The sequence below is a fragment of the Bradyrhizobium sp. genome (assembly GCF_017881085.1).
GTDB lineage: Bacteria > Pseudomonadota > Alphaproteobacteria > Rhizobiales > Xanthobacteraceae > Bradyrhizobium.
Genome location: NZ_JADGRI010000022.1, coordinates 14,250 through 28,774, shown reverse-complemented (window position 1 = coordinate 28,774; position 14,525 = coordinate 14,250). Strand labels below are relative to the sequence as shown.

Annotated in this window: 12 protein-coding genes; 7 read left to right on the top strand and 5 right to left on the bottom strand. The window is 63.1% G+C overall.

The window, feature by feature from the left end; all coding sequences use genetic code 11:
- From QZ213_RS03945 to QZ213_RS03925, 5 genes are all read right to left on the bottom strand, one after another.
- A partial coding sequence (locus QZ213_RS03945) for an SDR family oxidoreductase (RefSeq protein ID WP_291684749.1) occupies positions 1-702 on the bottom strand: 702 nt, incomplete at its 3' end.
- A 136-nt stretch (positions 703-838) separates the two neighbouring features.
- Entirely contained in the window at positions 839-1,981 is a 1,143-nt protein-coding gene (gene pimD / locus QZ213_RS03940; protein WP_291684748.1) for a pimeloyl-CoA dehydrogenase small subunit, read from the bottom strand.
- 172 nt (positions 1,982-2,153) lie between these two features.
- Positions 2,154-3,344 carry a pimeloyl-CoA dehydrogenase large subunit gene (pimC, locus tag QZ213_RS03935; protein WP_291684747.1) on the bottom strand — a complete coding sequence of 397 codons (1,191 nt, stop codon included), beginning with the start codon at positions 3,342-3,344 and terminating at the stop codon, positions 2,154-2,156.
- Between the two features lie 188 nt (positions 3,345-3,532).
- On the bottom strand, positions 3,533-5,218 hold the full coding sequence (gene pimA / locus QZ213_RS03930) for a dicarboxylate--CoA ligase PimA (RefSeq protein WP_291684746.1): 1,686 nt from the start codon (positions 5,216-5,218) through the stop codon (positions 3,533-3,535).
- The gene (locus QZ213_RS03925; RefSeq protein WP_291684745.1) at positions 5,218-7,314 is read right to left on the bottom strand and encodes a 3-hydroxyacyl-CoA dehydrogenase NAD-binding domain-containing protein; all 2,097 of its coding nucleotides are present in this window, start codon (positions 7,312-7,314) and stop codon (positions 5,218-5,220) included. Before QZ213_RS03925 ends, pimA begins: the two co-directional genes overlap by 1 nt.
- Before the next feature lie 191 nt (positions 7,315-7,505).
- Here QZ213_RS03925 and QZ213_RS03920 point away from each other — a divergent pair, with 191 nt between their 5' ends.
- The 7 genes from QZ213_RS03920 (at position 7,506) to QZ213_RS03890 (ending at position 14,522) form a co-directional block, all read left to right on the top strand.
- Positions 7,506-8,369, top strand: coding sequence for an IclR family transcriptional regulator (locus QZ213_RS03920; protein ID WP_291684750.1), 864 nt, complete (start codon positions 7,506-7,508; stop codon positions 8,367-8,369).
- A 69-nt stretch (positions 8,370-8,438) separates the two neighbouring features.
- The gene (locus QZ213_RS03915; protein WP_291684744.1) at positions 8,439-9,236 is read left to right on the top strand and encodes an ABC transporter ATP-binding protein; all 798 of its coding nucleotides are present in this window, start codon (positions 8,439-8,441) and stop codon (positions 9,234-9,236) included.
- Positions 9,233-9,946 carry an ABC transporter ATP-binding protein gene (locus QZ213_RS03910; protein ID WP_291684743.1) on the top strand — a complete coding sequence of 238 codons (714 nt, stop codon included), beginning with the start codon at positions 9,233-9,235 and terminating at the stop codon, positions 9,944-9,946. The genes QZ213_RS03915 and QZ213_RS03910 overlap by 4 nt, the downstream gene beginning before the upstream one ends.
- Positions 9,947-9,957: 11 nt before the next feature.
- A complete protein-coding gene (locus QZ213_RS03905; protein WP_291684742.1) occupies positions 9,958-10,836 on the top strand; it encodes a branched-chain amino acid ABC transporter permease in 879 nt (292 codons plus the stop codon).
- A 2-nt stretch (positions 10,837-10,838) separates the two neighbouring features.
- Complete coding sequence (locus QZ213_RS03900; RefSeq protein ID WP_291684741.1) at positions 10,839-11,855, top strand: branched-chain amino acid ABC transporter permease; 1,017 nt, start codon at positions 10,839-10,841, stop codon at positions 11,853-11,855.
- A gap of 14 nt (positions 11,856-11,869) precedes the next feature.
- On the top strand, positions 11,870-13,099 hold the full coding sequence (locus QZ213_RS03895; protein ID WP_291684740.1) for an ABC transporter substrate-binding protein: 1,230 nt from the start codon (positions 11,870-11,872) through the stop codon (positions 13,097-13,099).
- A 193-nt stretch (positions 13,100-13,292) separates the two neighbouring features.
- Positions 13,293-14,522, top strand: coding sequence for an ABC transporter substrate-binding protein (locus QZ213_RS03890; protein ID WP_291684739.1), 1,230 nt, complete (start codon positions 13,293-13,295; stop codon positions 14,520-14,522).
- Positions 14,523-14,525 lie beyond the last annotated feature (3 nt).

Genomic DNA, 14,525 nt, shown 5'->3' with positions numbered 1-14,525 from the left:
GCCGAGATAGGCCACCGCGCCGGCGATTTCGTCGGGCTCGCCGATGCGGCGCAAGGGCGTGGTGGCGCAGCGGCGTTTCAGCCGCTCTTCGTCTTCCCACAGCGCTTTGGCAAAATCGGTCTTGACCAGGCCCGGCGCCACGCAGTTGACGCGCACGCCCTGCGGGCCCCATTCGCCGGCGAGGCTGCGACACAGGGCGAAATCCGCCGCCTTGGAAATTCCGTAGGCGCCGATCACGGTGGAACCGCGCAGGCCGCCGATCGAGGAGACGATCACCACCGAGCCGTTGCCCCGTTCGGCCATTGGCGGGATCGCCAGCGCGCACAGCCAGATGTTGCTCTTGACGTTGGCGTTCATGATCTTGTCGAAGGCGTCATCCTTGATGTCGAGCAGCGGACCGTAATAGGGATTGACCGCGGCGTTGCAGACCAGGATGTCGATCTTGCCGTAATGCATCATCGCACCCTTGATCAGCACCTCGACCTCGTCGCGCCGCGAGATGTTGCAGGGAATCACATGGGCGTCGCCGCCGGCTTTCCTGATGCCCTCGGCGACTTCCTGGCAGGCGTCGACCTTGCGGCTGGAAATCACCACCTTGGCACCGAGCTTTGCCAGCAGCTCCGCCGAGGAACGGCCGATGCCGCGGCTGGAGCCGGTGATGACGGCGACCTTGCCGGTCAGATCGAACGGGGTGTTTTTCATGAATGGCTCCCTGAATTCCACTCGTCATGCGCGGGCTTGACCCGCGCATCCATCTTCTCAAGGAGGATGGATTGCCGGGTGGTTGGGCGCGAAGACGGCGCTTCGCGCCTTTTGCCCGGCAACGACAATCGAATACCTACACCAGCCCGCCGGCGTTGGTGACGCGGCGCAAATGGTAATCGGTGTCGCCGAAGCTGTTCTCGATCATGGTCAGCCGCTTGAAGTAGTGGCCGATCTTGGCTTCCATGGTCATGCCGATGCCGCCGTGGAGCTGGATCGACTGCTGACCGACGAACTTGCCGGACTTGCCGATCTGCACCTTCGCCGCCGCGACCGCGGTGGCGCGCTCTTTCGCATTGTCGACATCGTTGGCCATGGTGGCGAACATCGACATGCTGCGGGCCTGCTCCACCGCCACGAACATGTCGGCGGCGCGGTGCTGCAGGGTCTGGAAGCTGCCGATCGGCACGCCGAACTGCTTTCGCGTCTTGAGATATTCGACGGTGGTCTTCAGCGACTCGTCCATGATGCCGACCGCTTCGGCGCAGATCGCGGTACGGGCTTCGTCGACCACGCGCTCGATCAGGGCCAAGCCGTTTTCGGGATCGCCGATCGCGGCGTCGGCGCCGACTTCGACGCCGGTGAAGCTGATGTCGGCGGCATGCAGGCCGTCCTGGGTCGGATAGCCCTTTTTCGTGACGCCCTTGGCATTGGCGGGGACCAGGAACACGCCGATGCCCTGGGCATCGCGCTGGCCGCCCTTGGTGCGTGCGGTCACGATCAGGGTGTCGGCGCCCTCGCCGTTGAGCACGACGAATTTCTCGCCGTCGATCACCCAGCCAGAGCCCTTCTTCTTGGCGGTGGTGGCGACGTCCTGCAAATCGTAGCGCGAGTTCTTCTCGAGCTGCGCGAAGGCAAAGGTCTTGCTGCCGTCGATGATGGCGGGAACGTACTGGGCTTTCTGCTCGGCCGAGCCGCCATGGCGCAGGAAGCCGCCGGATATCACGACGGTCGCCAGATAAGGCTCGATGACCAGCGCCCGGCCCATCGCCTCCATCACGATTCCGATCTCGGTCGCGCCGGCGCCGAAGCCGCCGTCTTCCTCCGAGAACGGCAGGCCCAGAAGGCCCTGCTCGGCGAGCTTGCCCCAGACGGTTTTGCTCCAGCCGCCCTTCTCCGCCATGTATTTCTTGCGGCTATCGAAATCGTAGGACGAGCCCAGGAGGCCGTCGACGCTTTCCTTGAGAAGCCGCTGCTCCTCGGACAGATCAAAATCCATGTTGTTTACTTTCTCCAAAAGCCCACTTGGGCAACGCTGTTGCCCGATTTTCCCATCGTCCTCCCCGCGAAAGCGGGAATCCAGTAATCACCGGCGCCGCGTAAGCCACGACCGCCGCGGCGTACTGGGTCCCCGCCTTCGCGGGGGACGACGACCTGTTGTTATTGCTCCCTTACAGCCCCAGCACGGCCTTGGTGATGATGTTGCGCTGGATCTCGTTGGAGCCGCCGTAGATCGAAACCTTGCGGTTGTTGAAATAGCTGGGCGCGATCTGCGCGGTCCAGTCCATGGTCTCGTTGGAGCCGTCGTCGCCGTGGATGTCGTAGGGCGCGGCGAACGGACCGATCACTTCCATCAACAGCTCGGTGGTGGCCTGCTGGATTTCCGAGCCTTTTATCTTCAGCACCGAGGACGCCGGATTGGGCTTGCCCTTGCCGTGCTTGCCTTCGTCGGCGACGACGCGAAGCTGGGTGAGCTCCAGCGCCTTCAGCTCGATCTCGACCTCGGCGAGTTTTTCGCGGAATTTCTGGTCCTCGATGACCGGCTTGCCGCCGGACTCGACTTTCGAGGCCAGTTCCTTGATGCGGCGGATGCGCTCCTTGGAAACGCCGACGCGGGCGATGCCGGTGCGCTCGTTGCCGAGCAGGAATTTGGCGTAGTCCCAGCCCTTGTTCTCCTCGCCGATCAGGTTCTCGACCGGCACCTCGACGTCATCGAGGAACACCTCGTTGACCTCGTGGCCGCCGTCGATGGTCTGGATCGGACGCACCGTGACACCCTTCGACTTCATGTCGAACACGATGAAGGAGATGCCCATCTGCTTCTTCGCACTGGTATCGGTGCGGCACAGGCAGAAGATCATGTCGGCGTACTGCGCCAGCGTGGTCCAGGTCTTCTGGCCGTTGATGATGTATTTGTCGCCCTTGCGCTCGGCCTTGGTCTTCAGCGAAGCAAGGTCGGAGCCGGAGCCGGGCTCGGAAAAGCCCTGGCACCACCAGTCGTCGACATTGGCGATCCGCGGCAGATACTGCTGCTTCTGCTTTTCATTGCCGAAAGTGTAGATAACGGGACCTACCATGCTGACGCCGAAGGCGAGCGGCGCCGGCGCCGGGTGCATCTGCAGCTCCTCGTTGAAGATGTAATGCTGCACCGAGGTCCACCCGGTGCCGCCATATTCCTTGGGCCAGTGCGAGACGCCCCAGCCCTTCTTGTTGAGGATGCGCCACCAGGCGACCATCTCGTCCTTACTGAGATGACGGCCCTCGACCAGTTTCCGCCGCGTCTCCGCCGGCACGTGGTCCCTGAAGAAGGCCCGCACTTCCTCGCGAAACGCCATTTCTTCCTTGCTGAAGCTGAGATCCATCGGATCCTCCTGTGAGCGGATGAATTAACGCGATCTATCTGTGTTTCGTCGTCCCTGCGAAAGCAGGGACCCATAACCACCGGCGTTCATGTTGGGCGAAGCCGTCTGCCAGAGTGCCCAATGCAACCGCCTCGGCGTATGGGTCCCCGCTTTCGCGGGGACGACGCGAGAGTTGGGGCGAGCAGCCATTACCCACGGCCTCCCGATGCGAGCTGCACTTGCCTGGGCTGCGCCGGCTGCTGGTTGCGCAGTTCGTGGCGCGAGAGTTTGCCGACCGAGGTGCGCGGCAGCTCGTCGACGAATTCCAGCGCCGCCGGAATTTCATGCTTGCCGAGCTTGCCGGCGAGGAACGCCTTCAGTTCTTCCAGCGTGAACGGTGTGGCGCCGGTGCGCAATTTGACGAACGCCTTCGCGGCCTCGCCGCGGTAATCGTCGGGAATCCCGATCACGATCACCTCGTGCACGGCCGGGTGCTCGTACATCGCCTGCTCGATCATCTGCGGATAGACGTTGAAGCCGCCGGAGATGATCATGTCCTTCTTGCGGTCGACCAGATAGAAATAGCCGTCCTGGTCCATGTAGCCGATATCGCCGGTGAGAAACCGGTCGCCGACGAAGGTATCAGCGGTTTCCTGCGGCCGGTTCCAGTAACCCGTGGTGACGTTCGGCCCCTTGATGCGGATCTCGCCGACTTCGCCCGGCGGCAGAATCTTTTTTGAATCGTCGAGCGCGACCACGTCCATTTCGATGCCGGGCAGCATCAGCCCGATCGAGCCCGGCTTTTCCGGTCCCTCCGGCGGATGGCCGGTGCCGGGCGAGCAGGTCTCGGTCATGCCCCAGCCGCTCTTCAGCTTCATGTTGGTCTTGCGCTCGAAGATCCGGGCGACCTCGACCGGCAGCGGCGCGCCGCCGGATCCGCAATAGGCCAGGGACGACATGTCGCGCTTGTCGAGATCGGGCAGGCTTGCGATCGCGATCCACATCGTGGGCACGCCGGGGAACGCAGTCGCCCGCTTGACCTCGATGTCGCGCATGACAGCTTCGACGTCGAAGCGCTGGTGCAGCGAGATCAGGTCGCCGCGCTCCAGGCTGCGCAGCAGGATCACCGTCAGCGCGAAGATATGGAACAGCGGCAGCACGCAGATCACGCGGTCGATGGCATTGTTGCGCCCGGCGCGGGCCGGTTTGCCCCAGACGTCGTAGATCGACACCGCCGATGTCAGGTTGCCGTGGGTCAGCATCGCGCCTTTGGGCAGGCCGGTGGTGCCGCCGGTATATTGCAGCAGCGCCACGTCATCGACCGCGACATTTGGCCAGCGTGCGGGATTTGTCGCGCCTGCGGTGAATTTCTTGAAGGTGACGATCGCGGGATCGTCCGGGATCGACGTGTGCGGATTGCCGACCGCGCCCCAATTGTCGTCCTCGCAGACGATCAGGCGATCGAGCAGGCCTTTTTCCAGGAACTTCAGCGCCATCGGCAGCAGCGCCGAAAGATCAGAGGTAACGAGGATGCGCGCGCCGCTGTCGCTGAGCTTGTGCGAGAGCGCGCGCTCGCCGTCGAGCGGCGAAAGATGCACGACACGAGCGCCAGCCTTCAACGCGCCGAAGAAGTTGACGGGATGATCGGGCGAATTGCCGAGGAACAGCGCCACCGAGGCGTTCTTGCCATAGCCGGCGCGCAGGAACGCGGCGGCCGCGACCTCCACCATTGCTTCCAGTTCGGCATAGCTGATCGGTCGGTCGCGGAACTCCAGCGCCGGCCGCGCGCCGTAATCGCCCGCCGCCTTCGACAGCAGATCAGGCAGCGTGCCCCGCGCGATCGGATCGTCCCAGTGGACCCCTTCCGGATAGAATTGTTCTCCGGGATGGGCCATCAGGCGGCTTTCGCCGTCTGCGCCAGCGACGCGAAGGTCTTGCCTTCGGCGGCGAGGCGCTTGAGCAGCGGCGCCGGTTCGAGCGAGGGATCGCTGGTCTCCTTGGCGTAATAGGACAGCCGGTCGGCGATGTGCTTCAGGCCGACCTGGTCGGCGTAGAACATCGGGCCGCCGCGATAAACCGGCCAGCCATAGCCGTAGAGCCAGATCACGTCGATATCGCTCGGCCGCGCCGCGATGCCTTCCTCGAGTATCCGCGCGCCCTCGTTGATCATCGGATACATCATGCGCTCGAGGATTTCGTCGTCGCTGACCACCCGGCGCTTGCGCCCGAGCCGCGTCAGCGTCTCGTCGATCAGCTTCTCGACCTCCGGATCGGGCAGCGCCGCGCGCGACCCTGCCTCATACTTGTAGTATCCCTTGCCGGTCTTCTGGCCGAAGCGGCCGGCCTCGCACAAGGCATCGGCGATTTCCGACTTGATGCCGCGGTCTTTCCGCGAGCGCCAGCCGATATCGAGGCCGGCGAGATCGCCCATCGCGAAAGGCCCCATCGGCATGCCGAATTTGGTCACCACGGCGTCGACCTGCTGCGGCAAGGCGCCTTCGAACAACAGCTTCTCCGCCTGCTTGCCGCGCTGCGCCAGCATGCGGTTGCCGACGAAGCCGTCGCAGACGCCGACCACCGCCGGCACCTTGGCGATCTTGCGCGCCACCGCGACCGCGGTGGTCAGCGCATCCGGCGCGGTCTTCGCCGCGCGAACGATCTCGCACAGCTTCATGACGTTGGCCGGCGAGAAGAAGTGCATGCCGAGCACGTCCTGCGGACGGCCGGTCACTGCGGCGATCTCGTCGATATTGAGATAGGAGGTATTGGAAGCCAGCACCGCGCCCGGCTTTGCGAACTTGTCGAGGGCGGTGAACACTTCCTTCTTGATCGCCATGGTTTCGAACACCGCCTCGATGATCAAATCAGCGTCCTTGACATTCTCGAGCCCGACCACGCCGTTGATCAGGGCCATGCGCCTGGCCGGCGCGTCGGCGGGAATACCGCCGCGCGCGGCCGTCGCCTCGTAATTCTTCTGCATCACGCCCATGCCGCGCTTGAGCTGCTCTTCGCCGGTCTCGATCAGCGTGACCGGAATACCGGCATTGGCGAACGACATCGCGATGCCGCCGCCCATGGTGCCGGCGCCGATGATGGCGACGCGCTCGACATTGCGCGGCCTGGTTCCGTCGGGAACCCCGGCGATCTTGGCGGCTTCGCGCTCGCTGAAGAAGGCGTAGCGCTGCGCCTTCGACTGGTCGCTGGCCACGAGCTTGAGGAAACCCTCGCGCTCCTTCTTCAGCCCCTCATCGAACGGCAGGTCGATCGCCGCACCAACGGCGTCGGCCGCCGCGAACGGGGCTTCCAGCCCGCGCGCCTTCTTGGTCAAGGCGGCGACCGCGTTGGTGAAGATCGAGCGGTCGGCCTTGGCCGCGGCGAGCTTGGAGTCATCGTCGCGCAATTTGCGTAACGGGCGCTTCTCCGCCAGCACCTTGCGGGCAAAGGCCTCGCCGCCGGCCGCCGGGCCTTCGACGATCTCCTCGATCAGGCCGTTCTTGAGCGCGTCGGACGCGCCGATCGGATCGCCGCCGACGATCATCTTGACCGCGAGTTCAGGGCCGACCGCGCGCGGCAGCCGCTGCGTGCCGCCGGCGCCCGGCAACAGGCCGAGCTTGACTTCGGGCAGGCCGAGCTTTGCATCCTTGGTCGCCACGCGGAAATGACAGGCGAGTGCGACTTCGAGACCGCCGCCGAGCGCGGTGCCGTGAATGGCGGCGACGATCGGCTTCGGCGAGTTCTCCATCAGTGTCAGCACTTCGGCGAGGCCCGGCGGCTTCGGCGGCTTGCCGAATTCGGTGATGTCGGCGCCGGCGATGAAGGTGCGGCCGGCGCAGGTCAGGACGATCGCCTTCACTTCGGGATCGGCGATCGCGCTTTTCATGCAATCGAGGATGCCGCCGCGGACGGCGGCGCTGAGCGCGTTCACGGGAGGACTGTTGACCGTGACGATGGCGACCACGTCATGACGATCGAGCTTTACGACTTCGTTCACGAGACTCTCCCTGGATACCGCGTTCTTCACATACCGCGTTCGCGTTGCATTATTCTTGGCGTTGTTCTCGAATTTGTTCCTGGCTTGCGTTTACCGGCTATTTCGCACAGCGGAATTTAATTCCACACCTTGACACGGAGGGTTATTTTGAAGCACGTGCCTTGTCAACGCGAACCGCACAGCAACAGGCCATGAAACGTCCAGGCAAGAAGGTGGCGACCGATCGGAGCTTCGTCGTCGCGCTTTCCCGCGGCCTCGATGTGTTGCGCGCATTCCAGCCCAATGACGGGCTGCTTGGCAATCAGGAGATCGCGGCCCGTACCAACTTGCCAAAACCGACGGTTTCGCGACTGACCTACACCTTGACCAAGCTGGGCTACCTTACACCGGTTCCGCGGTTCGAGAAGTATCAGCTGGCGCCGTCGGCGATGGCGCTCGGCTATGCCGCGCTCGCGAACCTCGGCGTTCGGCATTTGTCCGAACCGTTTCGCGAGGAAGTGATGCGCGCGACCGGCGGCGCGGTGGCGGTCGGCGGCCGCGACCGCACCAGCATGATCTATTTTGGCCAGAGCCGCGGCATGACGCTCGGCGTTCAACTGGACGTCGGCTCGCGGGTGCCGATCGCAACTACCGCGATGGGGCGGGCCTATATCTGGGCGCTGCCGGCCGAAGAGCGTGCCGCATTGCTGCGCGAGCTGCGCGAACATTACGGCAGTCGATGGCCGCGGATGCGTGAGGGCATCGAACGCGCCGGCGAAACCGTCGCCAAACACGGTTTTGCAATCTCGGCGGGCGAATGGCACGACGACATCCATGCGGTCGGCGTAGCCCTAAAGCTTAATGACGGAACCGGTCCTTATGCGTTCAACTGCGGCGCACCGGCTTTCCGCTTCACGGAAGATCGGCTGCGCAACGATATTGGACCTCGTCTCGTGGCGATGGTAAGGAACGTCGAGGCGGCGCTTGGCGGGACGGCGCCGCACTCAAAAAAAGAAGAAAGCAAAAAGCTGAAAGCAGGAGGGAAAGTTGCACGTGTGGTCGAGGGGATCAGGTAGCCTTCATCGTTGCGGCCGGCGAACGACTTCGCGCGGCCGGTGCGGCCCAACGGGTTCGGGCGCAGCAAAATGACGCAGGCACAACTCGCGCAGGGAAAAGATCCCCTGCTTGCGGTTCGCGACGTCAGCGTCGTGTTCGGCGGCATCATCGCGCTGAATGGCGTGTCCTTCGACATGCAGCAGGGCCAGATCCTCGGCCTGATCGGACCGAACGGCGCCGGCAAGACCACGCTGTTCAACTGCCTCTCCCGGCTCTATCAGCCGAGCGGCGGCGACATCCTGATGGAGGGACAGAGCATCCTGACGCGCCCGCCGCACCGGATCGCCGAAATCGGCATCGGCCGCACCTTCCAGAACGTCGCACTCTTTCCCAATCTTTCGGTGCTCGACAACGTCCGGGTCGGCACCCACGCCCGCACCAACAGCGACATCATCAGCGATTCCCTGAAGCTGCCCTGGGTCCGCCGCGGCGAGGCCGAACTCAACAAGCGTGTCCACGAGATCGTCAGCTATCTCGACCTCGACGACGTCGCCCATGTCACGGTTTCCGGCCTGCCGTTCGGCACCCAGAAGCGCGTCGAGCTGGCCCGCGCGCTCGCCGCCGATCCGAAGATCCTGTTGCTCGACGAGCCCGCCGGCGGCCTCAACCATGAGGAAGTCCACGTACTCGGCAACCTGATTCGCCGCATCCGTGACGACCGCAACGTCACCGTGCTCCTGGTCGAGCATCACATGGGGCTGGTGATGTCGATCGCCGACCATGTGGTCGCGCTGAATTTCGGCCGCAAGCTCGCCGAGGGAACGCCGGCCCAGGTGCAGTCCGACCCCGACGTCATCAAAGCCTATCTGGGGAGCAAGGACCAATGACGGCGATGCTCAATGTCAGGGATTTGCGCTCCTATTACGGCCAGGTCCAGGCGCTGCACGGTCTCACTTTCGAACTCAACGAGGGCAGCATGACAACGCTGCTCGGCGCCAACGGCGCCGGCAAGACCACGACGCTGCGCGCGATCTGCAACATGGTGCGCTCGACCGGCTCGATCGAGTTCGAGGGCGCGCCGCTCGCCGGCCGCTCGACCGAGAACATCGTCCGCCTCGGCATCGCCCATGTCCCGCAGGGCCGCGGCACCTTCACGACCCTGACGGTGGAGGAAAACCTCCAGCTCGGCGCGATCACCCGAAAGGACAGGGCCAACATCGTTTCCGACATCGAGCGCATGTACGACCACTTCCCGGTGCTGAAGCAACGCTATACCCAGCAGGCCGGCACGCTCTCGGGCGGCGAACAGCAGATGCTGGCGGTCGCCCGCGCGCTGATGCTGCGTCCGCGGCTGATGCTGCTCGACGAGCCGTCGTTCGGCCTGGCGCCGTTGATCGTGCGCGACCTGTTCAAGATCCTCGGCAAGATCAACCGCGAGGACAAGGTCACCATTCTGGTGGTCGAGCAGAACGCGCAGCTGGCGCTGGAACTCGCCGACCAGGCCTATGTGATCGAAACCGGACGCATCGTGATGGCGGGCAGTGCCAAAGAAATCGCGAACAACGAAGACGTCCGTAAATCCTATCTGGGCTACTGAGGAGCGCGGCCATGGAGCTTTTCACCAATCAAATCCTGGCCGGCATCGCCACCGGCGCTATCTATGCCTGCATGGCGCTCGCCGTGGTCATGATCTACCAGGCGATCGACCATCTCAATTTCGCGCAAGGCGAGATGGCGATGTTCTCGACCTTCATCTCCTGGCAACTGATGCAGTGGGGCATCCCCTACTGGGGCGCCTTCATCCTCACCCTGGCCTTCTCCTTCGCCGGCGGCATCGCGATCGAAAGGCTGCTGTTCAAGCCGCTCGCGAAAGCCCCGATCCTGACCAACGTCGCCGGCTTCATCGCGCTGTTCGCGATCATCAACAGCGTCGCCGGCCTGATCTGGGATTTCACCATCAAGCAATACCCGACGCCGTTCGGATCGCACCCGTTTCTCGGCAGCCAGCTGATCTCGACCCATCAGGCCGGCATGATCGGCGTCACCGTGCTGCTCTTGATCGCACTGTACTTCTTCTTCCAGTTCACACGGATCGGGCTTGCGATGCGCGCGGCCGCCTCGGTGCCTGAATCGGCGCGGCTGGTCGGCATCAACACCTCGTGGATGATCGCGCTCGGCTGGGGCATGGCCGCGGCGATCGGCTCGATCGCCGGCATGCTGATCGCACCGGTGGTATTCCTGGAGCCGAACATGATGGGCGGCGTCCTGATCTACGGATTTGCCGCCGCCGTGCTCGGCGGCCTGACCAGCCCGTTCGGCGCCGTTATCGGCGGCTTCCTGGTCGGCATCTTCGAAAATCTCGCCGGAACCTACATCCCCGGCGTCGGCAACGAACTGAAACTGCCGATCGCACTTGCGCTGATTATCACCGTCCTGGTCGTCAAACCGGCCGGGCTGTTTGGCCGGCCCATCGTGAAGCGAGTCTGATCATGAGCGCAGTTGATGAAGTCGTCACCGAAGCCCCGGCCGTCGAGGCGGTTCCCAAGCGGGCCATGACGCTCGGCTACGGCACGTCGCTGGTCATGCTGGCGCTGTTCCTGATCGTGCCGCTGCTGGTCAAGAATTTCATCGTCTTCCAGCTGACCATGCTGCTGATCTATGGGCTCGCCGTGCTGGCGCTCAACATCCTGACCGGCGGCAGCGGGCAGTTCTCGCTGGGCCAGAGCGCCTTCTACGCCGTCGGCGCCTACACCTCGGCGATCCTGATGGAACATGCAGGCGTGAACTACGCGCTGACGCTGCCGATCGCCGGCGTTATCTGCTTCGCCTTTGGATTTCTGTTCGGCCAGCCCGCGCTGCGCCTGTCCGGCGTCTATCTGGCGCTGGCGACCTTCGCACTGGCGACCGCGATGCCGCAGCTTCTGAAACTCGGCTATTTCGAGCACTGGACCGGCGGCGTGCAGGGCCTGGTCGTGACCAAGCCCGATGCGCCGTTCGGCCTGCCGATGTCGCAGGACATGTGGCTGTATTATTTCACCCTCGCCGTCACGATCGCGATCTACATCTTCTCGGTCAACCTCCTGAGGTCGCGCTCGGGGCGTGCCTTCATGGCGATCCGCGACAACGAAATCGCGGCCTCCGCGATGGGCGTCGACGTCGCGCTGTACAAGACGCTGGCGTTCGGCGTCTCGGCGGGCATCACGGGCGTCGCCGGCGGTCTGGGCGCCATCGCGGTGCAGTTCGTGGCGCCCGACAGCTACACCATCACGCTAGCGATCTCGCTGTTTCTCGGCATGGTGGTCGGCGGCGTCGGCTGGCTGCCCGGATCGATCGTGGGCTCGGCCTTCATCATCTTCGTGCCGAACATCGCGGAGGGGATTTCGAAGGGCCTCTCCGGCGCCGTGTTCGGCGTGCTCCTGTTCCTCGTCATCTTCCTGGTGCCGCACGGCGCACGGCAGGTCGCCATCGTTGCCCAGCAACTGGTCGGCAAACTCAAGAAAAACTGAACCAAGGAGACTTCATGCTTTCTAGACAAAAACTACGAATCGCCGCGTTCTCGACGGCGGTCATCGCTTTCGCGGCAACCTCCGGCGGTGCACTCGCCCAAAAGAAATACGACACCGGTGCCACCGACACCGAAATCAAGATCGGCAACATCATGCCCTATAGCGGTCCGGCCTCCGCCTACGGCGTGATCGGCAAGACCGAACAGGCCTACTTCAACAAGATCAACGCCGAAGGCGGCATCAACGGCCGCAAGATCAATTTTATCAGCTACGACGATGGCTACAGCCCGCCCAAGGCGGTCGAGCAGGCGCGCAAGCTGGTCGAGAGCGACGAAGTGCTGGTCGTGTTCAATCCGCTGGGCACGCCGTCGAATTCGGCGATTCAGAAATATCTGAACGCCAAGAAGATCCCGCAGCTGTTCGTCGCCACCGGCGCCACCAAATGGAACGACCCGAAGAACTTCCCGTGGACCATAGGCTGGCAGCCCAGCTATCAGAGCGAGGCGCGGATTTACGCCAAGTACCTGATGAAGGAGAAGCCGGACGGCAAGATTGCGGTGCTCTACCAGAACGACGATTTCGGCAAGGACTACCTCAAGGGCCTGAAGGACGGGTTAGGGGCCAAGGCGTCGATGATCGTGGCCGAGGAAAGTTACGAAACCTCCGAACCTTCGATCGACAACCACATTGTCAAGCTGAAGGCGACGGGCGCCGATGTGTTTTTCAGCGTCACGACGCCGAAATTCGCGGCGCAGGCCATCAAGAAGCTCGCCGAGATCCAGTGGCAGCCGATGCATCTCGTCGTCAACGTCTCGGCCTCGGTTGGCGGCGTGATCAAGCCGGCAGGCTTCGAGAACAGCCAGGGCATCCTTTCGGCCGCCTACGCCAAGGACGGCGCGGACTCGCAGTGGGACAACGATCCCGGCATGAAGAAATTCTTCGCCTTCCTGGAGAAGTACTATCCCGACGGCAACAAGCTCGACGGCTCGGTGGTGTACGGCTACGGCGCGGCCCAGACCATGGCCAAGGTAATCGAGATGTGCGGCGATGACCTGACCCGCGCCAACGTGATGAAGCAGGCGGCCGGCCTGAAGGATTTCACGCCCGACACCCTGCTGCCGGGCGTCAGGATCAATACCTCGGAGGCCGATTTCGCGCCGATTGATCAGCTGCAGATGATGCGGTTCAAGGGCGAGAAGTGGGAACTGTTCGGCGACATCATCTCGGGCGAGATCAGCAACTAAGAGGTCTCTGCGGAGACTTCTCTCACGGCCCCGTGATCCCTCTCCGTTCGACTAAATAACGCCCCCTGCGACATCGGTCGCAGGGGGCTTTTTCTTGCTGGGTGCCCGCAGAGGGTATTCAATGCACAGCAGGAGCCGAAAAGCGCTCCCAATCAAAAAAATCGACACATTCAACCAGACCAAGGAGGTCCAAATGCCTGCTATCCATTGGCGATTCGGGGCCGTTTCGGCTGCCCTCGCGATAGCTGCTTTGACAAGCAGCGGCGCCCTTGCCCAAAAGAAATACGACACCGGTGCCACCGACACCGAAATCAAGATCGGCAACATCATGCCCTATAGCGGACCCGCTTCCGCCTACGGCGTGATCGGCAAGACCGAACAGGCCTACTTCAACAAGATCAACGCCGAGGGCGGCATCAACGGCCGCAAGATCACTTTCATCAGCTATGACGACGGCTATAGCCCGCCAAAGACGGTCGAGCAGGCACGCAAGCTGGTGGAAAGCGACGAGGTGCTGTTCATCTTCAATCCGCTGGGGACGCCACCGAACTCGGCGATCCAGAAATACATGAACAGCAAGAAAGTGCCGCAGCTGTTCGTCGCCACCGGCGCCACCAAGTGGAACGACCCGAAGGAATTTCCCTGGACCATGGGCTGGCAGCCTAATTACCAGAGCGAAACGCAGATCTATGCGAAATACATCCTGAAGAACAAGCCAGACGCCAGGATCGCCGTGCTCTACCAGAATGACGATTACGGCAAGGACTACCTCAAGGGGCTGAAGGACGGGCTGGGCGCCAAGGCGGCTTCGATGATCGTCATGGAGGAAAGCTACGAAGTTTCCGAGCCGACCATCGACTCCCATATCGTCAAGCTCAAATCGACCGGCGCCGACGTGTTCATGAACATCACGACGCCGAAATTTGCCGCTCAGGCGATCAAGAAAAATGCCGAGATCGAATGGAAGCCGCTGCACTTTCTCAACAACGTCTCGGCCTCTATCGGCAGCGTGATCATGCCGGCCGGCTTTGCCGCCAGCCAGGACATCATCTCGTCAGCCTACCTCAAGGATACCTCCGATCCGCAGTGGAAAAATGATGCCGGGATGAAGGCATTCGACGAGTTCCTCACCAAGTACTTCCCCGAAGGCAACAGGGTCGATGCCTCGGTCATGTATGGCTATACGGTCGCGCAGGGCCTCGTGCACGTGCTGAAGGCCTGCGGCGACGACCTGACGCGCGAGAACGTCATGAAGCAGGCCGCCAGCATCAAGGACCTCGAACTCGGCGGCCTGTTGCCGGGCATCAAGGTCAACACCAGCGCCACCGATTTTGCCCCGATTTCGCAGGTGCAACTGGAGAGGTTCACGGGCAAAAGCTGGGTGTTGTTCGGCGAGATCCTGAACGGCGACGTCGGCGGCTGAGGT

Coding starts and splice junctions, on each gene's coding strand:
- QZ213_RS03920 (WP_291684750.1), top strand. CDS start 7,506: ATGAAACGTCCAGGCAAGAAGGTGGCGACCGATCGGAGCTTCGTCGTC.
- QZ213_RS03910 (WP_291684743.1), top strand. CDS start 9,233: ATGACGGCGATGCTCAATGTCAGGGATTTGCGCTCCTATTACGGCCAG.
- QZ213_RS03890 (WP_291684739.1), top strand. CDS start 13,293: ATGCCTGCTATCCATTGGCGATTCGGGGCCGTTTCGGCTGCCCTCGCG.
- pimC (WP_291684747.1), bottom strand. CDS start 3,344: ATGGATCTCAGCTTCAGCAAGGAAGAAATGGCGTTTCGCGAGGAAGTG.
- QZ213_RS03895 (WP_291684740.1), top strand. CDS start 11,870: ATGCTTTCTAGACAAAAACTACGAATCGCCGCGTTCTCGACGGCGGTC.
- QZ213_RS03915 (WP_291684744.1), top strand. CDS start 8,439: ATGACGCAGGCACAACTCGCGCAGGGAAAAGATCCCCTGCTTGCGGTT.
- pimA (WP_291684746.1), bottom strand. CDS start 5,218: ATGGCCCATCCCGGAGAACAATTCTATCCGGAAGGGGTCCACTGGGAC.
- QZ213_RS03905 (WP_291684742.1), top strand. CDS start 9,958: ATGGAGCTTTTCACCAATCAAATCCTGGCCGGCATCGCCACCGGCGCT.
- QZ213_RS03900 (WP_291684741.1), top strand. CDS start 10,839: ATGAGCGCAGTTGATGAAGTCGTCACCGAAGCCCCGGCCGTCGAGGCG.
- pimD (WP_291684748.1), bottom strand. CDS start 1,981: ATGGATTTTGATCTGTCCGAGGAGCAGCGGCTTCTCAAGGAAAGCGTC.